20 protein-coding genes are annotated in these 26558 nt (G+C 68.0%); 5 read left to right on the forward strand and 15 right to left on the reverse strand.

Annotation, left to right across the window (positions count from 1 at the left end; all coding sequences use genetic code 11):
• Positions 1-31: 31 nt before the first annotated feature.
• The 8 genes from glgB to DIE12_RS22485 form a co-directional block, all read right to left on the reverse strand.
• Complete coding sequence (glgB, locus tag DIE12_RS22450) at positions 32-2233, reverse strand: 1,4-alpha-glucan branching protein GlgB (protein WP_124521836.1); 2202 nt, start codon at positions 2231-2233, stop codon at positions 32-34.
• Positions 2230-5640, reverse strand: coding sequence for a maltose alpha-D-glucosyltransferase (gene treS, locus DIE12_RS22455; protein WP_124521782.1), 3411 nt, complete (start codon positions 5638-5640; stop codon positions 2230-2232). The genes glgB and treS overlap by 4 nt, the downstream gene beginning before the upstream one ends.
• The gene (locus DIE12_RS22460; protein WP_124521838.1) at positions 5640-9032 is read right to left on the reverse strand and encodes an alpha-1,4-glucan--maltose-1-phosphate maltosyltransferase; all 3393 of its coding nucleotides are present in this window, start codon (positions 9030-9032) and stop codon (positions 5640-5642) included. The genes treS and DIE12_RS22460 overlap by 1 nt, the downstream gene beginning before the upstream one ends.
• Positions 9033-9217: 185 nt before the next feature.
• On the reverse strand, positions 9218-9706 hold the full coding sequence (locus DIE12_RS22465) for a phage protein NinX family protein (protein WP_124521751.1): 489 nt from the start codon (positions 9704-9706) through the stop codon (positions 9218-9220).
• A gap of 12 nt (positions 9707-9718) precedes the next feature.
• Complete coding sequence (locus DIE12_RS22470; RefSeq protein WP_124521753.1) at positions 9719-10534, reverse strand: endonuclease/exonuclease/phosphatase family protein; 816 nt, start codon at positions 10532-10534, stop codon at positions 9719-9721.
• Positions 10525-12747, reverse strand: a complete 2223-nt coding sequence (locus tag DIE12_RS22475; RefSeq protein WP_124521839.1) for a VTT domain-containing protein — start codon at positions 12745-12747, stop codon at positions 10525-10527. The genes DIE12_RS22470 and DIE12_RS22475 overlap by 10 nt, the downstream gene beginning before the upstream one ends.
• Entirely contained in the window at positions 12744-13082 is a 339-nt protein-coding gene (locus DIE12_RS22480) for a hypothetical protein (RefSeq protein WP_124521757.1), read from the reverse strand. Before DIE12_RS22480 ends, DIE12_RS22475 begins: the two co-directional genes overlap by 4 nt.
• The gene (locus tag DIE12_RS22485) at positions 13079-13774 is read right to left on the reverse strand and encodes an MgtC/SapB family protein (protein ID WP_044843417.1); all 696 of its coding nucleotides are present in this window, start codon (positions 13772-13774) and stop codon (positions 13079-13081) included. The genes DIE12_RS22480 and DIE12_RS22485 overlap by 4 nt, the downstream gene beginning before the upstream one ends.
• A gap of 179 nt (positions 13775-13953) precedes the next feature.
• Here DIE12_RS22485 and DIE12_RS22490 point away from each other — a divergent pair, with 179 nt between their 5' ends.
• Positions 13954-14196: a DUF6566 family protein gene (locus DIE12_RS22490; protein WP_124521841.1), complete on the forward strand. Its 243-nt coding sequence runs from the start codon at positions 13954-13956 to the stop codon at positions 14194-14196.
• Positions 14197-14339: 143 nt separating this feature from the next.
• On the opposite strand, the gene DIE12_RS22495 is transcribed toward DIE12_RS22490, so the two are convergent.
• A complete protein-coding gene (locus tag DIE12_RS22495; protein ID WP_044843419.1) occupies positions 14340-15014 on the reverse strand; it encodes an HAD family hydrolase in 675 nt (224 codons plus the stop codon).
• A gap of 192 nt (positions 15015-15206) precedes the next feature.
• Between DIE12_RS22495 and DIE12_RS22500 the strand changes: the two genes are divergently transcribed.
• From DIE12_RS22500 to DIE12_RS22515, 4 genes are all read left to right on the forward strand, one after another.
• Complete coding sequence (locus tag DIE12_RS22500; protein WP_044843420.1) at positions 15207-16391, forward strand: sugar transporter; 1185 nt, start codon at positions 15207-15209, stop codon at positions 16389-16391.
• A 571-nt stretch (positions 16392-16962) separates the two neighbouring features.
• Positions 16963-17226, forward strand: coding sequence for an ESPR-type extended signal peptide-containing protein (locus DIE12_RS22505; RefSeq protein ID WP_124521761.1), 264 nt, complete (start codon positions 16963-16965; stop codon positions 17224-17226).
• Positions 17223-17570 carry a hypothetical protein gene (locus tag DIE12_RS22510; RefSeq protein ID WP_124521763.1) on the forward strand — a complete coding sequence of 116 codons (348 nt, stop codon included), beginning with the start codon at positions 17223-17225 and terminating at the stop codon, positions 17568-17570. The genes DIE12_RS22505 and DIE12_RS22510 overlap by 4 nt, the downstream gene beginning before the upstream one ends.
• 27 nt (positions 17571-17597) lie before the next feature.
• Entirely contained in the window at positions 17598-19361 is a 1764-nt protein-coding gene (locus DIE12_RS22515; RefSeq protein WP_124521843.1) for a ShlB/FhaC/HecB family hemolysin secretion/activation protein, read from the forward strand.
• 251 nt (positions 19362-19612) lie between these two features.
• Here DIE12_RS22515 and DIE12_RS22520 read toward each other — a convergent pair whose 3' ends face one another.
• From DIE12_RS22520 to DIE12_RS38710, 6 genes are all read right to left on the reverse strand, one after another.
• Positions 19613-20818 carry a helix-turn-helix domain-containing protein gene (locus DIE12_RS22520; protein WP_260427873.1) on the reverse strand — a complete coding sequence of 402 codons (1206 nt, stop codon included), beginning with the start codon at positions 20816-20818 and terminating at the stop codon, positions 19613-19615.
• A 182-nt stretch (positions 20819-21000) separates the two neighbouring features.
• The gene (locus tag DIE12_RS22525) at positions 21001-22128 is read right to left on the reverse strand and encodes an NAD(P)-dependent alcohol dehydrogenase (protein ID WP_124521769.1); all 1128 of its coding nucleotides are present in this window, start codon (positions 22126-22128) and stop codon (positions 21001-21003) included.
• Positions 22129-22142: 14 nt separating this feature from the next.
• Entirely contained in the window at positions 22143-23615 is a 1473-nt protein-coding gene (locus tag DIE12_RS22530) for a benzaldehyde dehydrogenase (protein WP_124521771.1), read from the reverse strand.
• Positions 23616-24055: 440 nt separating this feature from the next.
• Positions 24056-24289, reverse strand: a complete 234-nt coding sequence (locus DIE12_RS22535) for a hypothetical protein (protein ID WP_124451731.1) — start codon at positions 24287-24289, stop codon at positions 24056-24058.
• A 220-nt stretch (positions 24290-24509) separates the two neighbouring features.
• Entirely contained in the window at positions 24510-24845 is a 336-nt protein-coding gene (locus DIE12_RS22540; RefSeq protein WP_124521773.1) for a hypothetical protein, read from the reverse strand.
• A 165-nt stretch (positions 24846-25010) separates the two neighbouring features.
• Positions 25011-25760 (reverse strand): hypothetical protein, encoded by a 750-nt coding sequence (locus DIE12_RS38710; protein ID WP_260427874.1) that lies wholly within the window; start codon positions 25758-25760, stop codon positions 25011-25013.
• Positions 25761-26558: the final 798 nt, after the last annotated feature.

A 26558-nucleotide genomic window follows, 5' to 3' on the forward strand; every position in this document is an offset into this window, starting at 1 on the left:
GGGATCGTCTCCGTGTCGAGGGCGCCGGGTGTCAGGCCGGGCTCAGCCACAGCGTCGCGAGCGGCGGCAGGCGCAAGGTGGCCGACCACGACTCGCCGTGCGCGGGGATCGCCTCCGTCGACACGGTGCCGTCGTTGCCGGCATTCGTGCCGCCGTACACGGCGGCATCGGTGTTCATCAGTTCACGCCACTGCCCGGGCGCTGGCAACCCGACGCGATAGCCGGCACGCGGCACCGGCGTGAAGTTGCAGACCGCGACGACGAGACGCCCGGTGTCGTCGCGGCGCGCGAACGCGAACACGCTGTTGTCGCGATCGTCGCCGATCAGCCACGCGAACCCGGCCGCGTGGCAATCGAGCGCATGCAGCGCCGGTTCGGCCGCGTACGCGCGGTTCAGGTCGCGCACGAGCCGCTGCACGCCGCGATGCGCGGGCGCGTCGAGCAGGTCCCAGTGCGGCGTCGCGTCGTGCGCGAACTCGGCCCATTGTGCGAATTCGCTGCCCATGAACAGCAGCTTCTTGCCCGGATGCGCCCACATGAAACCGAAGTACGCGCGCAGCGTCGCGAGCCGCTGCCACGCGTCGCCGGGCATCTTCGCGGCGAGCGAACCCTTGCCGTGCACGACCTCGTCGTGCGACAGCGGCAGCACGAAGCGCTCGGAGAACGCATACACGAGCCCGAACGTCATCCGGTCGTGGTGATAGCGGCGATGGATCGGATCCTCGCGCAGATACGCGAGCGTGTCGTGCATCCAGCCCATGTTCCACTTGAAGTCGAAGCCGAGCCCGCCGTCGCCGGTCGCCGCGGTGACGCCCGGCCACGCGGTCGATTCCTCCGCGAAGGTGACGATGCCGGGCGGCGCGAGCGTACCGTGCAGCGTGTCGTTCAGCGTGCGCAGGAACGCGACCGCTTCGAGGTTCTCGCGCCCGCCGTGGATGTTCGGCACCCATTCGCCTTCCTTGCGCGAGTAGTCGCGGTACAGCATCGACGCGACCGCGTCGACGCGGATCCCGTCGACGTGATAGCGGCCCGCCCACGCGAGCGCCGACGCGACGAGGAACGCGCCGACCTCGTTGCGCCCGAGGTTGAACACGCAGGTGTTCCAGTCGGGGTGCATGCCCTCGCGCGGATCGGCGTGCTCGTACAGCGCGCTGCCGTCGAACTGCGCGAGGCCGTGCGGATCGTTCGGGAAATGCGCGGGCACCCAGTCGACGATCACGCCGATGCCGGCCGCGTGCGCGCGGTCGACGAAGCGCGCGAAGCCGTCGACCGGCCCGAAGCGCGCCGACGGCGCGAACTGCGCGAGCGGCTGGTAGCCCCACGAGCCGCCGAACGGGTACTCGGAAATCGGCATGAACTCGACGTGCGTGAAGCCCATGCCGCGCACGTACGGGATCAGCCGCTCGGCGAGTTCGTCCCAGGTCGAACTGCGGTCCATTTCCTCGGGCACGCGCTGCCACGATTCCGGATGCACCTCGTAGATCGACCACGGCACCCGAAAGCGGCGCTCCGGATGCGGCCGCGCGTGGATCCAGCCGTCGTCATGCCATGCGAACGCGTCGAGCGCCGCCGTGTCGGCGACGACCGATGCAGTGCGCGGCGGCGCTTCGGTCGCGCGCGCGCACGGATCGGCCTTGTGCGGCAGCACGCGGCCGTCGCTCGCGCACAGCTCGTACTTGTAGTGCTCGCCGGCGCCGATGTCCGGCACGAACAGTTCCCACACGCCCCACGGGCGCCGCAGCCGCATCGGATGACGGCGGCCATCCCAGGTATTGAAGTCGCCGACCACCGACACGCGCTGCGCGTTCGGCGCCCATACCGCGAAGCGCACGCCGTCGATGCCGTCGACGCGCATGGGCGTCGCCCCGAGGCACTCGAGCACGGCGGCCGGGTCGCCGGCCGCGAACCGCGCGAGCGCCGCGTCGTCGAGCAGCGTGCCGAACGCATACGCATCGTCGGTCACCTGCCGCGTATCGGGCCACTCGATCGCGAGCCGGTAGTGGCCGTCGCGCGCGATCGTCCCGGCGAAGCAGCCGGCTTCGTCGACGCACGCGAGCGTGCCGAGTTCGTCGCCGTCGGGCGTCACCGCGCGCACGCGCCGCGCGCCGGGCAGCAGCGCGCGCACGACGATCCGCCCGGCATCCCGGTGCGGGCCGAGGCACGCGAACGGGTCCGGATGGCGCCCGGCGAGCAGCGCATCGATATCGTGGCGGTCGAACAGCGTGTCGGTCATCGGGTGCCTCCGTCGTCGGGTTCACCGTGCGTGTCGAGCAGGCGTTCGACGAGCGCGGCGAGCCCGCCGACCGGCACGCCGAGCCAGTCGGGGCGGTTCGCGGCTTCGTAGCACAGCTCGTACGACGCCTTGTCGATCAGGAACAGCGCGAGCAGGCGATCGGCATAACGCGGGTCGACGAAGCGTTCGGGCGCCTGCTCGGCGGCCGCGCGATAGCATTCGACGAAGCGGTCGGCGGCGGCCTGCCCGAAGCGGTCGAACAGCGCGCGCTTGCGGCCGGCCGCCTGCGGCGGCGCCTTCTCGATCACGAACTGCGCGGCCGCGCTCACGTACGACAGCGAGCGCAGGAAGCCGGCCACGTCGCGCAGCGGATGCGACTTCGCGCGGCGCCGCTCCAGCGGGCGCGCGGGCTCGCCCTCGAAGTCGATCAGCAGCGCATCGCCCTGCACGTCGAGCACCTGGCCGAGATGGAAATCGCCGTGGATTCGCGTGCATTGCGCGTCGAGGGTGCGCGGCACCAGTTCGCCGAGCGCCCGCACGGCCGCGTCGCGCGACGCGAGCAGCGTGTCGGCCGCGGCCCGCTCGGCGGGGGCCAGCGTATCGAGCCGCGTGCCCAGCACGTCGAGCGCGTGCTCGAACGACGCGATCGCATCGCTGCGCCAGTGATCGACGTGTGCCGGGGTCGCGCGCTCCGGCGCGAACGCCGGGTCGTCGGACGGCTGCGCGAGCGCGACGTGCAACTGACCGAGCCGCGTGCCGACGATCCCCGCGAACGCCGCGTAGCCGAGCAGCGCGTCCGGTTCCTCGCCGGACTCCGTCGCGTCGCCTTCGTCGACGGCCGGCAGCGCGAGCTCGTCGACCGCACGTCTCAGGAAGTCGAACGAACGCGTCCACGCGTCGCCCTGGTTGTCGACGTAACGCTGCAGGATCGCGACCGTATGCGGCGTGCCGTCCGGATCGACGTGCACGACTTCGCCGGCGAGCGTCGCGGTGTTCGCATAGCCGATCCGCGTCAGGTGGCGGCTCATCTCCGCTTCCGGATGGATCCCGTGCGCGACCTTGCGCACCAGCTTCAGCACGATCGCGTCGCCGATCACGAGCGAGCTGTTGCTCTGCTCGGCCGCGAGCCAGCGCACTTCGGCGTCGTCGCCGGGATCGAGCGCGGCGAGCGCCTGCTCGGGCAGGAAGTCGAGGCGGCCGCCGTCGGAAGTCGGCACCGTCGCGCCGTCGCGCAGCTTGCGCAGCATCCCGCGCGCGAACGACGGCAGCGCGAACGCGTCGGTCAGGTAACCGACGGTATGGCCGCGCCGCACGCGCGCGAGCGCGAGCTGCGCGAACAGCGGCTGCGACGTCTCGCCGCCCCAGGCGGCGGCCAGCGGCACGACGTAGCGTTCGACCCCGCCGTCGCTCGCGGATACCCATGCTTCCGCGTACTGGAACGGCTCGTCCGGCATCGGCGTGACGACGTTCAGCCACGCGTCGCCGATCTTGCGGTCCTTCGACGCGAACCAGCGCCGCCGCGCGAGCCACGACGCGAGCGCATCGTGCGCGAGCGCATGCAGCTGGCCGACGTCCGGCCGCGCGTCGCCGCGCCGCATCACGATCGTCACGTACTCGGGCAGCGGCTGCGCGTGCGGCTGCCGCCACGACGGCTCGCGGCCATGCTCGGACAGCACGAACCACAGGAACCCGTACGGCGGGAAGGTGAGGAGATACGGGAGCTGGCCGACCGGCGGAAACGGCGAATCCGACGTCATTTCGATCGGCACGCGGCCCGCGAATTCGGACAGGTCGAGTTCGACGGCCTGCGACGCGCGCGACAGGTTCGCGACGCACAGCACCGTCTCGTGGCCTTCGAGTTCGCGCAGGTAGGCGAGTACCTTGCGGTTCTCCGGGCGCAGGAAGCGGATCGTGCCGCGCCCGAACGACTGCGTCGCGCGGCGCGTCGACAGGATGCGGCGCGTCCAGTTCAGCAGCGAATGCGGGTCGCGCGTCTGGGCTTCCACGTTGATCGCGTCGTAGCCGTACAGCGAGCCCATCACGGGCGGCAGCACCAGCAGTTCCGGGTCCGCGCGCGAGAAGCCGCCGTTGCGATCCGACGACCATTGCATCGGCGTGCGCACGCCGTCGCGGTCGCCGAGGTGGATGTTGTCGCCCATCCCGAGCTCGTCGCCGTAGTAGATCACCGGCGTGCCGGGCATCGACAACAGGAGCGAGTTGATCAGTTCGATGCGGCGCCGGTCGCGCTCCATCAGCGGCGCGAGGCGGCGCCGGATGCCGAGATTGATCCGCGCGCGCCGGTCGCTCGCATAGGTCTGCCACAGCAGGTCGCGCTCCGAATCGGTGACCATCTCGAGCGTCAGCTCGTCGTGATTGCGCAGGAACACGGCCCACTGGTTGCTCGGCGCGAGCGCCGGCGTCTGCCGCATGATGTCGACGATCGGGAAGCGGTCCTCGCTCGCGATCGACATGTAGATGCGCGGCATCAGCGGAAAGTGGAACGCCATGTGGCATTCGTCCTCGTTGCCGAAGTATTCCTGCACGTCTTCCGGCCACTGGTTCGCCTCCGCGAGCAGCATCCGGTTCGGGTACTCGGCGTCGATCGTCGCGCGGATCCGCTTCAGGATCGCATGCGTCTCGGGCAGGTTCTCGTTGTTGGTGCCTTCGCGCTCGACCAGGTACGGCACCGCGTCGAGCCGCAACCCGTCGATGCCGAGATCGAGCCAGAAGCGCATCACCTGGATCACCTCGCGCACCACGGCCGGGTTGTCGAAGTTCAGGTCCGGCTGGTGCGAGTAGAAGCGGTGCCAGTAGTACTGGCCGGCGATCGGGTCGTGGGTCCAGTTCGACGTTTCGGTATCGAGGAAGATGATCCGCGTGCCCGCGTATTTCGTGTCGGTGTCGGACCACACGTAGTAGTCGCGATGCATCGAGCCGGGTTTCGCGCGCCGCGCGCGCTGGAACCACGGGTGCTGGTCCGACGTGTGGTTGATCACGAGCTCGGCGATCACGCGGATGCCGCGTGCGTGCGCTTCGCGGATGAAGCGCCGCACGTCGGCGAGCGTGCCATAGTCGGGATGCACGTCGCGGTAGTCGGCGATGTCGTAGCCGTCGTCGCGGCGCGGCGACGGGTAGAACGGCAGCAGCCAGATGGTATCGACGCCGAGCTCGGCGATGTAGTCGAGCTTCGCGATCAGGCCGGGGAAATCGCCGATCCCGTCGTTGTTCGAGTCGTAGAACGACTTCACGTGCACCTGGTAGATGATCGCGTCCTTGTACCACAGCGGGTCGTCCGCGCAGAGCGCGGGTGCGCGGCGCCGCGCACGGCGCCGGCGCGGCGTGCCGGCCGGGGCGAGCGACGGGAACTGCGCGCGCCGCACGTCGTCGAGGGAGTCTTCGCGTTTCATCATGCGTGTGCTCCGGAAGAGCCCCGGGCATCGCCCGGGTCGGGCGCCGCCGCTCGCGCGGCGCCGGGAGACGGCGCGAGCCGCCAGATCGCATAGGGCCGCACGTGCGGGTCGAGCGACACGTACTGGCGATGCCCGCGCCAGGTTTCGGCGCGCGCGGCGTCCTGTTCGAGCGCGTCGAGCGGTTCGCCGTCGACGAGCCCGAGGCCGCGCCACAGCGACGCATCGAGCATGAAGTTCGTGGCCTGCGGATGCCACGGGTCGAGGCTGATCGCGACCGCGACGACGCTGTCGTGCGCGGGCGTCGCCTTCACGAACACGAGCACCTGGTCGTTGTCCGCGTCGGCGAACGTGAGGCCGAGGTGGGTCTGCAGCGCCGGATGCTCGCGGCGCGCGCGGTTCAGCCGCGCGACTTCGCCGCCGATGTGCGCGGCCTTGGCCCAGTCGCGCGCGCGCAGCTCGTATTTCTCCGCGTCCGCGTATTCCTCGCTGTCGGGCAGCGGTGCCGATTCGCCGATCTCGAAGCCCGAGTACAGGCCCCACGAGCCGGCGAGCGTCGCCGCGAGCGCCGCGCGGATCACGAACTGCGAGCGCGGCGCGTTCTGCAGGTGGCGCGGATTGATGTCGGGCGTGTTCACGAAGAAGTTCGGCCGGAAGAACTCGCGCGCGGGGCCGGCGCTCAGCTCGGTCAGGTAGTCGATGAATTCGTGCTTCGTCTCGCGCCACGTGAAGTACGTATACGACTGCGAGAAGCCGATCTTCGCGAGCCGGTACATCATCCCGGGCCGCGTGAACGCCTCCGACAGGAACACGACGTCCGGATGCCTGCCGCGCACGTCCGCGATCATCCACGCCCAGAACGGCAGCGGCTTCGTGTGCGGGTTGTCGACGCGGAAGATCCGCACGCCGGCTTCGACCCAGAACAGCACCACGTCGCGCAGCGCGAGCCACAGGTCGGGCAGCGCGTCGGGCGCATAGAAGTCGGGATTCACGATGTCCTGGTAGCGCTTCGGCGGATTTTCCGCATAGCGCAGCGAGCCGTCGGGGCGCCATGCGAACCAGCCCGGATGGGCGGCGAGCCACGGATGGTCGGGCGAGCACTGGATCGCGAAATCCAGCGCGATTTCGAGCCCCTGCGCGCGCGCCGCATCGATCAGCGCGCGGAACGACGCGAGCGTGCCGAGCTGCGGATGCACGGCCGTGTGGCCGCCGTCCGGCGAGCCGATCGCGTACGGGCTGCCGACGTCGTCGGGGCTGGCCTTCAGCGTGTTGTTGCGGCCCTTGCGCGCGGTCGTGCCGATCGGATGGATCGGCGGGAAATACAGCACGTCGAAGCCCATGTCGCGAATGCGCGGCAGTTGCGCGATCACGTCGTCGAACGTGCCGTGCCGGTGCGGGTCGTTGCTCGCCGAGCGCGGAAACAGTTCGTACCAGCTGGAAAAGCGTGCGGCGCGGCGCTCGACCTCGACCGGGTAGACGGTATCGTCGTGCGTGACGAACGGCCGGTAGCGCAGCGCCGCGTAGGCGTCGGCGAGCGCGGGTTCGCCGATCAGTGCGAGACGGTGTTCGTGCGACGCGTCGTCGAGGTCGGCCGCCAGCCGTTCCATCTGCCGGACCGCGTGCGGACCGTCCGGCGCGGCGCGCTTCAGCGCGGTCGCGAGCAGCAGCTGCGCCTCGCTCACCTCCAGCGTCACGTCCTGGCCGGCCGCGCGTTTCTTCGCGATGTCGGTGACGAGCGAGGCCCAGTCGTCGCGCCACGCGATCACGCGGAACGCGTGGCGGCCGAGCCGCTCGAGCGCGATGCGCGCGTGCCAGCGGTCGTTCGGTTCCGCGACGAACGGCACTTCGCGCCAGTCGTCTTCGTCGTCCGCGCGCCACTGCAGCGCGGCCGCGAGATGCGCATGGCCGTCGGTGAAGATCGATGCGTGCACAACCAGCGTTTCGCCGATCACGCGCTTGATCGCGAAGCGGCCGCCGTCGACCGCCGGCTCGACGCGTTCGATCGCGATCCGGTCGGCCGCGAGCGCGGCGGACAGCGCGGCGCGCTCGTCCGCGGCGCCGGCGCGCGCGGTCGCGGGCGGCGCGCGCCGCGCGTCGAGCAGCGCGTAGCCGCCGGGTTCGAGCGTGAACGCGGCCAGCGCGACCGGTGCATGCGTGCGCGTGCCCGCCGGTGTCGCGACCTGCGTGAAGCCGCCCGGCACACCGGGCAGGATCGTCGCGGGATCGACCGGCGCGTCGGCATCGAGAGCGGGATTCAGCGCGATCAGCAGTGCCGTGTCGTCGTGCTCGAGGGACGGGCCCGTGCCGCGCAGCAGCGCGGTCGCGGCCGCGCCGGGCGCGCTCAGTTGCGCGATTTCGCCGCGCCCGGCCGCGAGCGGCGTCGCGCGGCGCCACGCATTCGCGTCGGCAATCGCGCCGGACAGGTCGAAGCGCGCGACGTCGAACGCGGCGCGATAGCGCGCGGCGTCCGCATCGCGCACCATCAGCGGCAGCGCGACGCCGCGCTCGAAGCCCATCGGCACGAGCCAGCCGGTGCCGAGCGCCGCCGCGGTCCACAGCGCGCGGTGGTACGCGCGGGCGAGCGTCTCGTCCGGCGCGTCGTGCCAGTCGTCGGCGAGACGCGGGCCGTCGAAGGCGTCGGGAAACGCGATCGGCGAGCCGATGCGGCGCAGCAGCCGGTGCTCGTCCGCAAACCACGGCGAGCGCAGGTCCCACCAGCGTACCGACGAGAACACCGCGTCGAAGCCGGCCGCCTCGAGTTGCGCGAGCGCGTCGCGTGCATGGCCGGGCACGCCGGCCAGCACCGCGACGTCCGGGCGTGCGCGACGCAGCGCCGCGCGCCAGCCGGGCCACCACGCGGCCGGCAGGTGATGCGGCGCGTCGATCAGGAAGCCGGCCGCGCCGGCGTCCGCGAACGCGGCGAGATGCGCGCACCACCACGCGGCGAGCGCGTCGTGCGTCGCGTCGTCGCCGACCCGCGCATGGGCGACGTCGAGTTCATGCGCGCCGCAGCGCGGATCGATCAGCGCGTCGTCGTGCGCGCGCTCGGCATACCAGTCCGGATGCTCGGCGCGCAGCGGATTGTCGCGCGCGATGCGGTCGGGCACGACTTCGAGCAGCACGCGCAGCCCGTGGCCGTGCGCGAGCTGGGCGAGCCGCGAGAAGGTTTCGAGCGCGCCGGCGCGCGTCGCGAACGTCGCGGCCGGCCGGTGGAAGTCGGCGACGTGCCGCGGAAAACCCGCGACGCTGGCGGCCCAGAAGCCGCCGATCAGCACGTGATCGAAGCCCATGCCGGCGATGTGCGCGAACGTGTCGGGCCACGCGTCGAGCGGGCCGACGAGGCGCGCGTCGCAGAAGTAGAGGTGGGGAGCGAAGGGCGGGGTGGCGTTCATGGGATGGCGGGTCCGGGCGTCGGCGAACGGTAACGGTCGTGCGCCGCAACGCGCGTGCCTGCGGCGCGGCGCCTGGCGCGGCAACGTTCGGGCGCGATGCCGGGGGCGGCGCCCTGTCCTTTTTACATGAACGCGGGAGGGCCACTGCATCGCGCGCATGGCCCCAGCGTGGGCCGCCGGTGTCGTCACATGCGCGGAATCGAGCGAATGTCCGAACTGTCGCCGGTGGCCGGATCGTCGTCCGCTTCGGGAAGCGGCGCACCGGGGTCGTAGCGCACCGGCGCGCCGCGCTCGATCCGGTGCGGAAACGGCGGAGGGGTATCGACGTCGTCGCCGAAGCGCGCGCGCACGAACGCGCGCAGCAGCGCGGTGCGCGCGTCGGGCGCGCGTGCCGCGCAGGTCGACGGGCCGTCGATGAAGCACGCGTCGCATTCGACGCCGTCGCCGCGCCGCGCGATCCGCAGATCGCTGACCCGATCGAGTACCGCCCCCGCGTCGGCCCACGATGCCGACGGCGCGAAATGCGCGTCGAGGCGCCGCAACGCATCGCACGCGGCGGTCACGATCACCTGCGGCTCGACGGCCGTGAAGTACAGCGTGTCTTTGTCGTCCGCGCACAGTGCGCGTGCGCACCAGTAGTCGAGGGCCGTTCCGTCGAGTTCGTCGGTTCGCATGGGCATGCTCCGTCAGGTTTCGTCGGCGTGGTGCGCGTCGCGCGCGGGCGGCGTGCCGGGCGCGGACCGCGCACGCATGCGCGCGACGAGCGGGTAATGATCCGACGCGCGCCGGGCCAGCATGCTGCGATGCACGGTCACGTCGACCAGCAACTCGCCCGGATGGATCCAGATGCGGTCGAGCGAGAACACCGGGTACAGCGTCGGGAACGTGCGCGGCGCCGGCGCGCGGCGGAATCGCGTGACCAGCGCCTGCAGCGCACGGCCGCGCACGAACCATTCGTTTATGTCGCCCATCAGGATCACCGGCATCGCACCGGTGTCGAAAGCGGCGAGCAGCCGCTGCACCTGTGCGCTGCGTTCGTTCGCCGACAGCCCGAGATGGGTCGCGACCACGCGCAGCGTGCCGGCGCCGCAGTCGATGTCCGCATCGAGCGCGCCGCGCGGCTCGCGCGGGTGGAACGAAAGGTCGAGCGTGCGCGCAGCGCGGATCGGGCAGCGTGACAGCACCGCGTTGCCGTAGCGGCGCTCCGGCGTGTCGATGGTCGGGCCGGCCACCGCGTGCATGCCGGTCGCGTCGCGCAGGTGCGCGAGCACGTCGGGCGCGCGCGTGCCGCCGAGCGGCACTTCCTGCAGCGCGATCACGTCCGCGTCGAGCTCGTGGATCACCGCCGCGATTCGATCGGCCGCGCGCGCGGGCCACGCACCGTAGCCGCCGCGGATGTTGTACGTCGCGATGCGCAGGTCGCGTCCGCCCGGCGCGGCGGCGGGCGCGCCGTCCGACGTGACGATGTCCGGCGGCGGGGCCGGCTGTCGGCTCAGCACCATCGTCGCAGCACCCTGACGAGCAGCACCGACACGCCGACCAGCGCGACGCCGATCGCCGCGAGCCACGCGAATGCGCCGGGGCCCGGATGGCGGAACGCGGCGGTCAGCTGGTGCGCGAAGGTGACCGTCAACACGATGCCCGGCAGCATCCCGATCGCGGTGCCGACCAGGAAGTCGCGCAGGCCGATGTGCGAGGCGCCGGCGACCAGGTTCACGATCGTAAACGGCGCGATCGGCAACAGCCGCAGCACGGCCATCGCGACCACGCCGCGCCGGCCGATGTGTTCGCTGAGCCGGTTCGCGCGTGCGCCGGCGAATCGGCGCACCGCGTCGCGCCCGAGCCAGCGGCCGATCCCGTAGGTCGCGGCGGCGGCCGTCAGCGAGCCGACGGCCGCGTAAGCGAAGCCCGGCCACGCGCCGAACACGAGCCCCGTCGCGGCGATCAGCAGCGTGATCGGCACCGACAGCGTCGCCGCGACCACGTAGCCGGCCAGCAGCAGGGCGGGCGCGCCCGGCAGTGCCGCGGCGCGGGCCGCCGCCTGCGCGAGCGCCGCGACGTTCAGCGCCTTGCCGAGCGGCGAGAAGCGCCACGCGAACGCGAGCGCGGCGATCAGCAGCACGGCCGCGCCGAGCGCGAGGAAGCGCGCGGTCAGCGGGCGATGCTGCTCGCGCGGCAGGAATTCGCGGACGAACCGGTCCGGCTCGATCGGCTGCTCGGGGTCGAGCCGCGCGCTGACCGGCACCAACGCGTCGAGCTGCGGCGTCACGACCGGGTCGAGCACGCGCAGCGTGCGGCCCGGTTTCGCGCGCAGCCGGTCGAGCGCGGCGTTCGGCCGGTCTCCTTGCGCGAACGCAGCGGCGACCGTGGCCGGCGGCGTGCCGAGATGTTCGGCCAGCAGGCGGTCGCGCAGGCCGGCGATCGCGGCGCGGATGCGCGGCTCGCCCGCCGCGACGAGCGCGATGCAGCATTCGGTGTCGAGCACCATCGACCGGTTGTTCAGGTTCGCGCTGCCGATCACGATGCATTCGTCGTCGACGATCTCGATCTTGCTGTGCACGTTCACGCATGCGTCGCCGAGGCCGTCGACGTGCGGGTACAGCAGCCGGTAGCGGCCGAAGCGGTCGGCGGACTTGAGCGTGTCGTGCAGCCGCGCGCGCAGCACGCCCATCGTCGCTTCCTGCAGCCAGCCGCTCTGCACGCGGGGTGCCACGACCGTCACGTCCGGCCCGTGCGGGTCGGCCAGTCGCGCGGACAACGTTTCGCGCACCACGGCCGCGGTGAAATACTGGTTCTCGATGTACAGGTGGCGCCGCGCGGCGCGAATCGTGTCCTCGACGAGCGCGCGCACCTGTCGTACCGGCTCGCGGTCGCGGTGGCGCGGCGCCGTGTACGCGATGCCGAGCCGCACGTGGCTCACGTCGACGCGCGCGCCGGGCGGCCACGGATCGACGTCTTCGTCACGCTCGAGATGGCGCTGCGCGCGGATCGCGATCGGACGCCCGCATGCATTGCGCCAGCGCGTGCGCGCCTGCTCGCCGATAGCGGCGGCCGCGTCGCCGTCGAACATCGCCTGCACGTCGTGAAACGGGCCGTACGGCATGCCGCGGGCGTCACGGCGGCGCGGATCGTCGGCCGCGTGCGCGGGCGTATCCCAGCGCTCGCGCGTCAGGTCGAGCCCGCCGACGAACGCGAGCCGGTCGTCGATCACGACGAGTTTCTGGTGATGCGACGCGCCGCGCGGATGGGTGTCGTCGAGGCGGAACCGGATGCCGCGATGCGCGCGCCATGCGGCGCGATAGACGGGCGGCCAGTCGCGCTCCAGCGCGTAGATCATCGCGAAGTCCCACGCGAGCACGTAGATGCGCAGGTTGTGGCGCGCGGCCGCGAGCGCGTGCAGGAACGCGCCGAGCGTGTCGGGCAGCCCGTCGCCGGCGGCGTCGGCCGGCGCGAGGCGCATCCGGCTGTCGACGTCCCAGCCGACGATGAACACCGTATGGCGCGCCCGCCGCAGCGCGGCGCGCAGCGTCGCGAAATACGCGGCGCCGTCCACCAGCATCGCGAAGCGGTCCGCGCTGCGGATCGTGTCGCAATTGCGTCCGCATTCGAGCAGGCCGTGTCGCACCGGTTCGGCCGTGCGCGAGGCGGCCGCTGCCGCATCGTCGGGGCCCGCCGTCGCGACGGCGGCGCGCGGCTTGCGGTCCGGCGCGATCATCGGGTGTCGACGTCCAGGCCGCCGTCGATGCGTTGCAGCAGCGCGTCGCAACGTGCGCGCAGCGCCTGCAGTTCCGGCGAACCGGCGTCGAGCCGGACGCGTTCGCCGTGCTTGGGTTCGCCGTACGCGGCCGCGACGTCGTAGATGTGTTGCGCGATCGTCGCGGACGCATTCGCGATCCGGATCCGGTCGAGCCAGCCGCATTCGGCGTGATGGCACGCGAGCCACGCGCGCAGCGCGCCGACCACCTGGCTGGTGGTGAGCCAGGCGCCGCCGCGCATGCGCGCGGCCAGCTGGCTCGACACGAGATAGGAAAGCAGGTCGGTCTGGGTCACGCGAAACTCCTTGACGAGGTGTCGGGACTGCAGGTCCGCACGCCGGCGATGCCTTGCAGGGATTCGCAGATCGCCGCAAATTCCGCGCCGCTCGTGCGCGAGAACGATATCGAGATGTCGTCGGTGTCCGGATCGTCGTCGGACTGCTGGACGATGAACCGCTTCACGCGCACGCGGCCCGCGCCGAGCGTGTCGTGCAGGACGCCGAGCGTCAGGCCGCCGCGCTCGACGACGAGCCGCAGCGTGCGCTGCTGCCGCTGCGCGATGAAGCGGCGCTCGAGCGGCTTCACGCCCGCCAGGATCGCGAGCACGATCGCCGTCGCGCCGATCGACGCGACGTACATGCCGCCGCCGGCGGCCAGGCCGACGCCGGCCACCGCCCAGAGGCTCGCGGCCGTCGTCAGCCCGCGCACGACCTCGCCGCGCAGCAGGATCGACCCGGCGCCGAGAAAGCCGATGCCCGAGACCACCTGGGCCGCGACCCGCGACGGATCGAGCACGACGCCGTATTGTCCGCGCACGTCCTCGAAGCCGAAGGTGGAGACGAGCATCACGAGGGCCGAGCCGACGCACACCAGCATGTGCGTGCGCAACCCGGCGGCCCAGTTCAGCCGTTCGCGTTCGAGCCCGATCACGCTGCCGAGCAGCGCGGCGAGCAGCAGGCGTCCGACGAGTTCGATATGGCCGATCATCGCGGCCTCCTTTGTTGTCTGGCGGACCGGAGTGGTTCGATACCGGGCACGAACGCAAGACACGTGCCGGGGCGGCCGACAGCGGGCACGGCGCGTGCGCGCGGGGCCGACGGCGCGCGCGGCGGCCATGCGGCGCGCATTTTTTGCATCGCCATCGCAGATAAGTACAGGAGGCCAGGATGCAACATCAACAGGACGCACAGGTTCGCGACCCGTATCGCGGCCACGAGATTCGCGTATGGGCGCGGCGCAACGCACGCGGCGCGTGGGACGACGAGGTGCAGGTCTATGTCGACGGTGCCCGCATCGAGCTGATCGTGCCGGAGCCGGCAGGCTCCGAATGGTCGACGCAGGAGGAGGCGCTGCGCGCGGGCGTCGAGCGCGGGCGTTATCTGATCGACAAGCGGGTCGATGACGATTGATTCAGTGCGAATCGAATCGAATCGAATCGAATCGAATCGAATCGACCGACCCGGTTCGATCAACAGGGCGCGGGTGCGCGGCTCGGCGCTTTCGTGACTGCATGCCGACGCCGCGCGCGACCGGATCCGCTAACGCGAACGGTCTATGGCCGTGCCGCGATCTCGTCGAGATGCCACAGCAGATCCGCCGGATCGTCGTACACGCGCAGCGCCCCCGCGCGTTCCAGCTCGTCGCTGCCGTAACCGCCCGACAGCAGCCCGACGCCCAGCGCGCGGCAGCGGCTCGCGGCGAGCATGTCCCAGATGCTGTCGCCGACCACCACCGTGTGCTCGATCGGCACGTTCAGCTTCGCCGCGGCCGTCAGGAACAGGTCGGGATCCGGCTTCGCATACTTGACCTGGTCGCGCGTGACGACCACGTTCTTCGCCGGATCGACGCCGAGCGCCTCGAGGTTGATGGCGGCCGTTTCCATCCGCCCGCTGGTCGCGATCGCCCAGCGGATGCCCGCGTTCGACAGCGCGGCCAGCAGCTCGCGCGCGCCCGGCAGCGGCCGGACCTGCGCGCGCAGCCGCTGGTACGCGGCCGCGTGCAGCCGCGCGAGCCGCTCGACGCGCTCGGCGTCGATGTCGCCGGCCGTCTCGCGCAGCAGCTGGTTCAGGAACAGGCCGCCGCTCATCCCGATCTTGCGGTGGATGCGCCATACCGACAGTTCGATGCCTTCGGCATCGAGCGCTTCCTTCCACGCGAGCACGTGCTGATAGACGCTGTCGACGAGCGTGCCGTCGAGATCGAACAGAAACGACGTTTCAATGCGCATGTGAATCTCCCGGCCCGATGACGTTCGGGCAAATCGTCCGTGAAATGTCCTTCGACGCATTATCGGCGCGCGGCCGTGTCATCGCCATGTCCCGGCGGCGCGGCCCGCCGCGGCATGTCATGTGCCGCTGGTACAATCGCGCCGATGCGCCGGGCCGGCTGCCCGCGCCCCCAACCTTCGTCGAATTCCCGTATGGCAACCCCGGACGCCGTCAGTTCCGAACAGTCGTGGTGGGGCGTTCTGGCCCTGGCCCTTGCTGCCTTCATCTTCAATACCACCGAGTTCGTGCCCGTCGCGCTGCTGAGCGCGATCGGCGACAGCCTGCGGATGCCGCCGACCGACGTCGGCCTGATGCTGACGATCTACGCATGGGCCGTCGCCGTCGTGTCGCTGCCGCTCACGTTCGTCACGCGCCACGTCGAGCGTCGCAAGCTGCTGAGCTGCGCGCTGCTGGTGTTCGTCGGCAGCCATGTCGTGACCGGCGTCGCGTGGAATTTCACGGTGCTGATGATCGGCCGGCTCGGCATCGCGTGCGCGCACGCGGTGTTCTGGTCGATCTCCGTTCCGCTGGCCGTGCGGCTCGCGCCGAGCGACCGGAAAAGCCGCGCGCTCAGCCTGCTCGCGATGGGCACGGCGATCGCGATGGTCGCCGGCATTCCGCTCGGGCGCGTGATCGGCGAGGCGCTCGGCTGGCGTGTGACGTTCCTCGTGATCGGCGGCGCGGCGGCCGTCGCGCTGCTGATGCTGCGCATGACGCTGCCGGTGCTGCCGAGCCAGGGCGCCGGATCGCTTTCCAGCATCGGCGCGTTTCTCAGGAAGCCGGCGCTCGTGGCGCTGTATGCGATCACCGTGCTGGTCGTATCCGCGCACTTCACGTCGTACACGTACATCGAGCCGTTCGTGCAGAGCGTCAATCATGCGAGCAGCAGCCGGATCACCTACGTGCTGATCCTGTTCGGCGTGGCCGGCATGCCGGCCGCGCTCTGCTTCAATCGCGTGTTTCCGGAACGGCCGGCCGATTTTTTGCTCGCGTCGATCATCGCGCTGTCGGCCTGTCTGCTGATCCTGTTCCCGAGCGCGCTGAACATCGTCACGCTGTCGGTTCACACGCTGGTGTGGGGCGGGGCGATCGTCTGCTTCGGGCTCGCGATGCAGGCGTGGGTGCTGAAGCTGGCGCCGGAGGCGACCGATCTCGCGGTGTCGATCTTTTCCGGGCTGTACAACGTCGGGATCGGTGCCGGTGCGTTGCTCGGCAACCATATCGCCGGGGATTTCGGCCTGCCGTGGATCGGCACGTTCGGCGGCGTGGTCGGGATCTTCTCGGCCGGGATTGCGTGGGCCGCGTTGCGGCTGCATGAGCGGCGGGCGTTGGCGTAGCCGCCGCTGGGCCGGCGGGGGCGGCGATCGTGCCGCCGGCGCGTTGCACTGATCGCTGCAGGCGCGTCAATGCACAGGATGTTTACCGGCACGCGATGCGGCCGGTCACGACGCCGCGCCCGCGCGGTGCGCGCTCGCTGGACGCCTTCAGCCTCAAACTCGATCGTTGTCCGACTTCACGCACGCGTGCTTGGCATGCGTGATTTCGCGTGGCGCCGCACGTGCACGCCGATCTGCCTCCATGCGTTCCCTGATGCTGCGATGCGTGAGCGGAAAATCGCGCGGTTGTGGCGCGCCTCGCTGAAGAGATCGATTTCGTTGAGATCCTTTCCACGCTGCGGTAATGGGTCGGGGGAGGTTAGCTGTCGGATATATCGTGGAAACTCGAGCAGCGAGGCTCGAGCGGCAAATCAATCAGTCACGTCTGAAATTCGAAATTTGAGTCTCGTTTCGAAGCGTTTGACAATTGTTGACTCGCCAGTGCGAGACGCGCGGTTGTGTTCTGCGAGATGATGTGGTCATCAAATAATCGGTTGTACGCGGGTGTGCGATTTTCGAGTAGACCACAACAATGAACCAAAATAACTATCGGTTGGTGTTCAGCCGCGTGCGCGGCATGCTGATTGCTGTCGAAGAAACCGCCACCGCGTCGGGCAAGGTCGGCGTGGGCGAAGGCCCTGCCGTAGCGCGTGTGTCGCGTGGATTTGCGCGATTTGCGTTGCGTCACGCGGCATTTGCTGTACTGGTCTCGGCAGGCGCGACACCCATGTGGGCGAATGCGCAGATTGTCGGCGGCGGTTCGCACGCGCCTTCGGTGGGATTCGGAAAGAAATGAGCAATCTAACTGAAACGCAAAGGGAAGTGTGCGAGCGCTTCAATGCTCCATTTTTCGGCTGCAACATGAATCTAAAGGTCGGCATATCGCGAAATGTAAAAGAGGGAATCCGTCCTTTGAACGGGATTCGCCTTGAGCCGGATAGCACGACGTGCGGCTGGTACATTTGGGCGGGTGAAGAGTTTTCAGAATCACCGGATTTTTTTGTGCCGCTTCATGCATTGCACCTTTCAGATTGGGCGCCATTGGTAATTCCTTACTTGGGGTTGCCACCCGGTTGGCGATTTTTAATTACTGAGGAATATGAAGACGTTTGGGAAGACAGCGATCTTCTTAAAGATTAATAAATTTATTTATTTTAGTGCGTGCGTATGAATAGAATCCCACCGCGACTGGCGACGGTGTCGCTTGTACTCGCCGTACCGGTTGCGGTCCACGCACAGCAAACGCCGACGCCCGAAGATCGGGCCGCCGCCGCCCGCGCGAACGCGGAACAGGATCGACAAGCGCAGCAGCAACGCGACGCGCAGCAGCGTGACGCGGCGTTGCGCACCCCTTCCGTCCGGTCGGATGTACCGCGCGCCGAGACGTATCCGCCGTTGCCGAGCGAACAGCCGTGTTTCCGTATCGACCGCTTCGCGCTCGACGTGCCGGATTCACTGCCCGATGCCGCGAAGTCAGCCGGAGCGTCCGCGCTGCCGATGGATCGCTTCGCCTTCGCGCGTGAATGGCTCGGCCACTACGCGGGCCAGTGTGTCGGTAAGCAAGGCGTCGATACGATCGTCAAGGCGTTGTCTCGGGAAATCTTGGCGCGCGGTTACATCACGACGCGCGTAATGCTGCCGGAACAGGATTTGGCAACCGGTACGCTGAAGGTCGCATTGATTCCGGGCATGATTCGGCACGTTCGTTTCGCCGATGAGAAATTGCGCGGCACGTGGAAGACCGCGTTCCCAACCGGTGACGGCGAAGTGCTGAACTTGCGCGACCTCGAACAAGGTCTGGAGCAGATGAAGCGCGTCACCAGTCAGGACGTGTCGATGCAAATCGTCCCCGCTGACCAGCCTGGCGAAAGCGATGTGGTGCTGGACGTGAAGCGCGGCAAGCCGTGGACCGTCGTCGCATCGATCGACAATTCAGGCACACGCGCAACAGGCAGACTGCAGGGCAATCTGTCGATCGGCATCGACAACCCGCTTGGCCTGAACGACGTGTTCAACGTCGGCGTCAGTCAAGACCTCGAATTCGGCGACAAGCGCCTCGGGTCGCACGGCTGGAACGGCTTCTATTCGATTCCGTGGGGCTACTGGACCGCCACGGTTGCGGCGTACACGAACACCTACTATCAACAGATTGCCGGCGTGAACCAGACGTTCGTCGCGAGCGGCAATTCGAAGACGCTGGATTTCAAGTTGGCGCGCGTGCTGCTGCGCAGTCAGAACGATGTGTTCGGTGGGTATGTCCGCCTGTCGCGTCGCTTCGGCGAAAGCTTCATCGAAGACACGGAAATCACGCAACAACGCCGCAACACAACCGTCATCGAATTCGGCCTGACTGATCGTCACTACTTCGATGGCGCGCAGTTCGACGGCACGCTCGCTTATCGCCAGGGTGTCGGCGGCCTCGGCGCGCGGGATGACATACTCGCGGCCGGTGGTGGCCCGACCTACCGCTACAAGATGGCGGTGGTGGATGCGAATCTGTTGGTGCCGTTTGCGATCGCCAAGCAGCCGTTCCGCTATGTGACGAGCATTCACGGCCAGTACACGGGTAATACGCTGTATTACATCGATGACTTGACCATCGGTAGCCGCTACACGGTGCGCGGTTTCGACGGTGAAACGATGTTGGCGGCAGCACGTGGCCTGTATTGGCGCAACGAGTTGCAAATGCCGATCGGCCAAACGGGCCAAGCGATTTACGCCGGGCTGGACTATGGCCGCGTGTGGGGCCCGCAGCCGGTCGCGCTAGTCGGAACGCAGCTTGCCGGCGCGGTGATCGGCGTCAAGGGCAGCGTCGGGACGCGCTTCGGTGGGTTCGGCTACGACCTGTTCGCAGGAACGCCGATCTACAAGCCGTCCGGTTTTCCAACGGCCCGGGTTACGCTCGGGTTCCAGGTGACGGCGCAGTTTTGATAACGACGCGACGGAGGCGCGCGGCGCGGCGTGTCGCGGACCGGACGACGCCGGCGAGGACCAGGAACCGACGGTGTTTCCGACCACGGGGATCGCCGCAGTCTAGTCCGTGAGTCACGAACCGCGTCCCCGCTGTCCGCACGTCTTCGCGATGCCGTGCTCAGTGACAGCTCTAATGTGCGACGTGCAACCTCACGAATTCCCGAGGGTTCCGCATTTCTTGGTCAACGACGACCGACGGAGTGACATCTTCACTTCGCAAACGGGGCGACTTCATTTTGGTCTACGCAATGCGGCCCGCCAGTCCTGAGCCCCGCCGCATCGAGCTGCCTGAGCTTCGCATAAAGCGTCGTACGTGAAATACCGAGCTGCCGCGCGGCCGCCGACACATTGCCGTCGTGCTCGCCGAGCGCCCGGCGGATCGCGTCGAGCGACTGTTCGTGCAGGCTCGCCTGAGGGCTGGCGGCCGGCGCCGCGTTGCACACGTCGGCGGCTTCTTCGAGCACATCGGCGTGGCGCGCCGTCGTCGCCCGATCGAGCGGCGCACGCACCGTGCGCACCCATACGTGGCTACCATCGTCCCGCGCGATCCGTTGCGGCGTGCGCGCCGGCGTCAGCAGGCGGCGCTGTTGCGCGGGCGTCGCCCCGGGAAACAGTTGCCGGAGATCGACCGGCGCGATCGGCCCTTCGGGCGCGAGGTCGAGCATCTGGCGCGCGAGCCGGCTCACCGCGCGCACGCGGCCCGCTTCGTCGAGCGCGACGACCCCGGCGAGCGGCGTGCCGAGCCAGCGCGGATCGTATTGCACCTGCAGCAGATGGCAGTCGCGCAGCATCGCATACAGGCGCTGCTCGGCGGACAGCGCCGCATGCCGGAACTGCTCGCGCAGCTGCACGACATTGCGCCGGCCGATGCCGGTGATGTCGAGCGCGCCGATCACTTCGCCGTCGAAGCCGACCAGCGGCACCGCGAGACAGAACACCCGCGAAAACTCGTCGAGATAGTGCTGCGCGCCCGAAACGACGGCCTCCGTGCCGTCGTGAATCACGCAGCTCGGTGCGGTCGTGCCGATGTTCGGTTCGACGATCCGGCGGCCGGCGACGATCGGCGTCAGCAGCGTGTCGTCGCATTGCGGGCTGCGCCGCGCATGGATGATCGTGCCGCGCGGATTGACGCAGAAGATCGTCCACTCGCTGCCGCCGAACGCGGCCCACAGCTGCTCGATCTCCTGCGCGACGCAGCGCAGCAGCCGCCGGTCCGCGCGCGGTTCGTCGAACTCGCGCTGCATTTCGTAGCGGGCGGTTTGCCACGGCCGGAGCCCGGCGTCGCGCGAACGCAGCCACGAGCGCGCGACGCTGGCCGGCAATGCCGTTTCCGGCAGCGGCTCGCCCGCCGCGAAGCGGGCGCGGAGCCGGTCGAGGTCGACCGGCCGTGCAAGGGATTCGGGGGCCGTCTTCACGCTGCGCTCCATTTGGGGGGCGAGTGTCCGGGACCGGGCGTGGCGGCCCGGCGTGTCGCGCGAATGCGTAATATAGCCCGGCGCCCGAAGCGCGGTATTTTCCCGACAGGGGCACCGCCGATGGCAGCCCGATAGCCACGATGGCCACCGATGGCCACCGATGGCCGGCGGCCCCCCCGCGCTCAATGCGGCAAACGCAGGATCGGCTTGAGCGTGATGCCTTTGCTGCTGTCTTCCGCCGCCTGGTTGATCTGGTCGAGCGGATAGAACTTCACCAGCCGGTCGAACGGAAACCGTCCTTGCAGATACAACTGCACGAGCTGCGGAATGAACGTCTGCGGCACGCTGTCGCCTTCGACGATGCCGCGGATCGTGTGGCCGCCGAGCAGCAGGCTGTTCACGTCGAACTCGGCCCTGGTGCCGAGCTTCGGCGCGCCGACCACGCCCATCGTGCCGCGCGAGCCGAGCGCATCGATCCCTTGCGACAGCACGGCCGGCAGTCCGGTCGACTCGAGCGCGTAGTCGACGCCGCCGCCGGTGAGCTCGCGGATCGCGTCGACGACGTCGACTTCCTTGCTGTTGATCGCGTGCGTCGCGCCGAGCTCCAGCGCCAGCGCGAGCCGCGACGGCACGATGTCGACGGCGATGATGGTGGTCGCGCCCGCGACGCGCGCGGCCATGACGGCGCTCATGCCGACCGCGCCCGCGCCGAAGCTCGCGAAGCTGCTGCCCGTGCGCACCGCGAGCGAATTGATCACCGCGCCCGCGCCGGTCTGGATCCCGCAACCGAGCGGCCCGAGCAGTTCGAGCGGCGCCTGCGTCGGCACCTTGATCGCGTTGTTTTCGCGGGCGAGCGCGTAGCTCGCGAACGACGACTGCGCGAAGAAATGATCGTGCAGCGGTTGCCCGGCTGCGTCGCGGATCGCGGTCTGTCCGTCGGCGTCGGCGCCGCCGAAGTTCAACCCGAAGAACTGGCGGCAATATGCGCCGTGACCGCCGACGCACGACGCGCAGTGGCCGCATGCGCCGTAGGTGAGCACGACGTGGTCGCCCGCGGCGAGCGTCTTCACGTTCGGGCCGACCGCCTCGACCACGCCGGCGCCTTCATGACCGAGCACCGCCGGCAGCGGCACCGGGTAGTACTGGTCGCGCACGATCAGGTCGGTGTGGCACAGGCCTGTCGCGACGACGCGCACCAGCACCTCGTCGCCGCGCGGCGCGCGGATCCGGGCGGATTCGATCGAGAAGGGCGCGCCGGCGGCACGTGCGACGGCCGCGGTGACGGCGCGCGTATCGTTTTCGGTGTACATGATCGGTCTCCTCGTCAAAGCGGGTAAAGCGGCGCTTCACCCTTGATCGTCAGCCACTGCCACTGCGTGAATTCTTCCCAGTTCGCGCTGCCGCCGATGCTCGAGCCGTTGCCCGATGCGCCGACGCCGCCGAACGGGTTGATCACTTCGTCGTTGACCGTCTGGTCGTTGATGTGCAGCAGCCCGGTGTTCAAGCGCTCGCCGATCCTGAGCGCGCGCCCGACGTCGGCGGACAGGATCGCCATCGACAGCCCGTATTCTGTCCGGTTCGCGAGCGCGATCGCATCTTCGTCCGTATCGAACGGCACGACGATCGCGACCGGCCCGAAGATCTCCTCGTCGAATGCCGGGTTGCCCGGCGCGACGCCGCTCAGCACGGTCGGCTCGAAGAACAGGTCGCGATGGCCGCCGCCCGTCTCGACGCGTGCGCCGGCCCGACGGGCCGCGTCGACCACGCTCGCCGCATGATCGCGCTGCGCGGCGTTGATCAGCGGGCCGAGGCCGACGTCCGCGGTCGCGGGGTCGCCGACCCGCAGGCTTTGTGCCTTCTCGACGAGCTTCGCGACGAAGCGGTCGTGAATCGTGCGCTGCACGAGCACGCGGCCGGTCGCCATGCAGATCTGGCCTTGATGCAGATACGCGCCCCATGCGGTGTTGGCGACGGCGCGATCGAGATCGGCGTCGTCGAGCACCATCAGCGAGTTCTTGCCGCCGAGTTCGAGCGACACCTTCTTCAGGTGGCGGCCCGCCGCTTCGCCGACCTTGCGCCCGGCCGCGGTGGAGCCGGTGAACTGGATCATCGCGACGTGCGGATCGGCGACCAGCGCCGCACCGGCCGCGCCGTCGCCGGGCAGCACGTGCAGCACGCCTTCGGGCAGGCCGGCCAGCTCGAACACGCGCGCGAGCGCGACGCCGCCGCACACGGCCGTGCGCGGATCGGGTTTCAGCACGACCGCGTTGCCGAGCGCGAGCGCCGGTGCGACCGCGCGCATCGCGAGGTACAGCGGGAAGTTGAACGGCGAGATCACGCCGACCACGCCGCGCGGGCGGCGGCGCGCGAGCGACAGCCGGCCGGCCGCCGACGGCAGCACTTCGCCGGCCGCGCGCGACGGCAGCCCGGCTGCTTCGTGCAGTGCCTTGATCGTGACGGAGGTTTCGAACGACGCCTTCGCGCGCGTCGAGCCGCTTTCGCGCACGAGCCAGTCGACGATCGCATCGAAGTGCGTTTCGGCGACGGCCGCCGCGCGGCGCATCACAGCCGCGCGTTCGTCGTAGGGCAGGGCGAACCAGGCGGGCTGCGCGCGATGCGCGGCGGCTGATGCTTCGGCGATGGCCGCGGAGTCGGCGAGACCGATGCGGCCGAGTGTGTTGCCGGTTGCGGGTTCGATCACGTCGGACGCGTGCGGGCTCGCTTGCCAGCGGCCGGTGAAGGTCTTGCCGCGCCAGATGTCGGCGTCGAACAAGGCGGTGTTGCTGCTGCTATCCATGTAGTCTCCTCACGAAATTCCGATCGGCCGGAGCGGGCGTTGCGCCGCCCGACCAGCATGCGCGCGAGGGTAGGCGGGTGAGGAGAAGCGGGGCTATCCGGGTTTATTCCCACCCGGCGAGGCCGCGCGGGTCGGTGGGTGCCTGCGATTCGGTGTGCGGAAATTGAACAGTCGGTGAGGGGATTGTTGGTGCAGTAGGAGCTGCGCCGTGTCTGATCGCCCCAACCCGTGCCAAGACCTACGCTCAAGCTTCTCCGGATTGGCAGTTACCGACCCAATGCCACCGCTTGGAGCAGCTTCGCCTCTACGGCGGCTGTCGACCCTGAACGGCCGCTACCACCTGCGGAAAGTTGACATTCGCTGCATAAGTAACACTCGCATTGTTGACAGTTTCGAAACAACGCTGCTGCTCGATGTCGGCAACAACATCGCGAACAGCATTAGTCTCCGTATTCTGCAATCAGCGCGTAGGCTAGATCTTCAAACCCTTCGACACTTTCATCGCCGCGAAAGCAGGAAACATCCATTCGCCCGTCATCAAAAACGTCGACCTCAACGCGCATTCCGACAAGCGTCACCGACACCAGTATCGTGTCGCTACGATGTCGCGAAAGGGAGTAGTACAGTCTCTTTTCGTCTAATTTTTTGAGTAGTTTGTACAGAGGGTGGTCCATGATTTTCTCGAGCTCCAAAATTTCGCCGTTTCGATGCCACTCTGAAACGCCTCTTTTCGGCCCGGTCGGTACCACTCCGGCTCGGCATCGGCCAGCGTTCGCCCTGTAAGTACCTCACACGTCTCCCTGAGGGTCGTTACCAAGACATGCACGCCAATTGTCATCCATCAATACGCTGACGTCGACCGACCGTTGATGGCCGTAATCAGGCGCCCTCGTGTTAGCGCTGCTTGCGTATCGAGAACGTGACTGTGAAGTCCGGGTTCACCACAACTTCGCCGGTTGATCGAAGGCGATACTCTCCTGGGGCCGCTTCGCGGAATGACCGCAAATCAGGAGGGAGGCAGAAGCGCTCCCCAGCCCTTCTTCCTTGGAGGGACAGAACTATGCCTTCTCGAGGGTCTGCGAAAACCACGCGCCCAAACAACTGCTGCTGTTCGAATGGCGCCTCAGAATCGACATCGAAGTACGCGAGTCCAACAAGCACCAACTGGCCAGGCAGCGTCTGTGCAAGAGCAGCGTCCCACGGCTCCTCGTTCTCAATGTCGTCGTTCACTCAGTGCTCCCAGTTTTCTGCATCCTACGCGTACCGCAAGACCGGACACCGATGTAGTTCCTCGACTGCCCATAAGAGACAGTCGCCTCTCCGTATTGCCGTCACTTTTAATCTACTGCTGGCCGGCACGCGCGCTGCCGTGTAACAACGCGTGCCTCGTCGCCTTCAAAGCTTTACTTCACGAACTGCTGCCTGGAAAAGCAATTCGTCACGCGTGACCAAGAACAAACCGGGTGTGCCCGATCCAAGCACGTGCAGAGGCTCCAACTTGGCAACCTGTCTCCAGAATTCTTCGGTGTATTTGTCATTGACGTTGAGCGGGCTAAAACCTAAACGATTCACGAAATTTGAATGGTGTTCAAACTTGATAAGTCTCTCGTACACATACCACTCATCAAAGCCTGGCATCGGAAGCTGCGATACCGCCTTGACTAATGGACTGACCGCGAGTTCGCCGAATTTTGACCATCCCACCGTGAATTCCTCATCGGTCGGTGTATATGGGCCGCTGTCACAACTTGCAATTGCAACATGTCGCCCGAGCACTAATTCCGGACAGCGTAGAACTAACTCCTCGATAGCCCCGTCAGTCCCGTCGTTCCATTCGACAATCCGATAACCGGCACGTTCGCCTGTTCGCGTTACTCTCTCCCCACCCTCGTCCGTCAGGTTATCGATCATCTTTTCTAGTAATACCCGTACATGCGCTTCCGCTTCTACACGCGTGCCCTCGAAGTCCAACCTACTAGCGCCATTTCCGAATCGACAATCGGTTTCCTCCTGCACTACTTCGTAGCCGAATATGAATGTTCCGTCGTTGCGCTGATATACGTGAAACCCAACATCGTACGCCAGGCCGTGCGCATTTTGCCGCACATGCTGAAACGTCTGATCATATCCGGCCTGGAGTTTCATCTGATTGTCCCCATTCGACAGCAATTGAGACGTACGATCTGAATTTCCGCGCCCGGCCATCGATGGACCGGCACGGTCATTGTCAACGATCTAGACGTTGACGTCGACCGACCGCTCATGGCCGAACGCGGCCGGCCGCCGCCCTGTGACGCGCGACCGGCGCAGATCGACCCGAAGGCGAGATTCGCGCATTACCTGCCCGCGTTTTGCTCCCGCAGCAGGTTTTAGCGACCCTTGTTCCTTACAAACGGTTCGTTAGTAGGAAGTCCGCACTCTCTACAAGTTCGACGAGGAAATGGCCGAGTGATTATCCAGTGCCCACGAATCTCCCATAAAAATGGATCTCCACATCGGGGGCACGAGAATGTTAGCGCCCATAAGATAAATATTACTAACGAAACACCGGCGCTGAGAAATGCGAAACCGTCCGGCAAGTGTGCCGACATGACAACCGACGGAACAACAAAGAGTAAAACGAATAATAGAAGGTACACGACTGCACACTTACGCCTCGATGTCATTTTCCCGCCTCCCCACGCGTCGCTGCACAACGTCGTCATTTGGTCACATTTGTTGAAATCAACCCTCGTGAGATCTAGTCTAGGCTACTTTGTCTCAGCGTCCCCCTACCTTGTTCGAGGGACGGTCCTTCGTGCGACACCCAAAGAGTTACCGGCGACGCAGAGCGCTCAGATTCGGGAAAAATGTAACTGACCGTTTTTGGCCGGACTGCGACGGCGGCAATACATCGAAAAATGTTTTCAGTTGCGTTTCTGAACGACGCACCCCCAACCATCG

This window comes from Burkholderia sp. Bp9015, from assembly GCF_003853505.1.
GTDB lineage: Bacteria > Pseudomonadota > Gammaproteobacteria > Burkholderiales > Burkholderiaceae > Burkholderia.

Excerpts from the sequence above, each read along its gene's own strand:
- glgB (WP_124521836.1), bottom strand. The coding sequence starts at position 2,233 with ATGACCGACACGCTGTTCGACCGCCACGATATCGATGCGCTGCTCGCC.
- treS (WP_124521782.1), bottom strand. The coding sequence starts at position 5,640 with ATGAAACGCGAAGACTCCCTCGACGACGTGCGGCGCGCGCAGTTCCCG.
- DIE12_RS22460 (WP_124521838.1), bottom strand. The coding sequence starts at position 9,032 with ATGAACGCCACCCCGCCCTTCGCTCCCCACCTCTACTTCTGCGACGCG.
- DIE12_RS22465 (WP_124521751.1), bottom strand. The coding sequence starts at position 9,706 with ATGCGAACCGACGAACTCGACGGAACGGCCCTCGACTACTGGTGCGCA.
- DIE12_RS22470 (WP_124521753.1), bottom strand. The coding sequence starts at position 10,534 with ATGGTGCTGAGCCGACAGCCGGCCCCGCCGCCGGACATCGTCACGTCG.
- DIE12_RS22475 (WP_124521839.1), bottom strand. The coding sequence starts at position 12,747 with ATGATCGCGCCGGACCGCAAGCCGCGCGCCGCCGTCGCGACGGCGGGC.
- DIE12_RS22485 (WP_044843417.1), bottom strand. The coding sequence starts at position 13,774 with ATGATCGGCCATATCGAACTCGTCGGACGCCTGCTGCTCGCCGCGCTG.
- DIE12_RS22490 (WP_124521841.1), top strand. The coding sequence starts at position 13,954 with ATGCAACATCAACAGGACGCACAGGTTCGCGACCCGTATCGCGGCCAC.
- DIE12_RS22495 (WP_044843419.1), bottom strand. The coding sequence starts at position 15,014 with ATGCGCATTGAAACGTCGTTTCTGTTCGATCTCGACGGCACGCTCGTC.
- DIE12_RS22500 (WP_044843420.1), top strand. The coding sequence starts at position 15,207 with ATGGCAACCCCGGACGCCGTCAGTTCCGAACAGTCGTGGTGGGGCGTT.
- DIE12_RS22505 (WP_124521761.1), top strand. The coding sequence starts at position 16,963 with ATGAACCAAAATAACTATCGGTTGGTGTTCAGCCGCGTGCGCGGCATG.
- DIE12_RS22510 (WP_124521763.1), top strand. The coding sequence starts at position 17,223 with ATGAGCAATCTAACTGAAACGCAAAGGGAAGTGTGCGAGCGCTTCAAT.
- DIE12_RS22515 (WP_124521843.1), top strand. The coding sequence starts at position 17,598 with ATGAATAGAATCCCACCGCGACTGGCGACGGTGTCGCTTGTACTCGCC.
- DIE12_RS22525 (WP_124521769.1), bottom strand. The coding sequence starts at position 22,128 with ATGTACACCGAAAACGATACGCGCGCCGTCACCGCGGCCGTCGCACGT.
- DIE12_RS22530 (WP_124521771.1), bottom strand. The coding sequence starts at position 23,615 with ATGGATAGCAGCAGCAACACCGCCTTGTTCGACGCCGACATCTGGCGC.
- DIE12_RS22535 (WP_124451731.1), bottom strand. The coding sequence starts at position 24,289 with ATGGACCACCCTCTGTACAAACTACTCAAAAAATTAGACGAAAAGAGA.
- DIE12_RS38710 (WP_260427874.1), bottom strand. The coding sequence starts at position 25,760 with ATGAAACTCCAGGCCGGATATGATCAGACGTTTCAGCATGTGCGGCAA.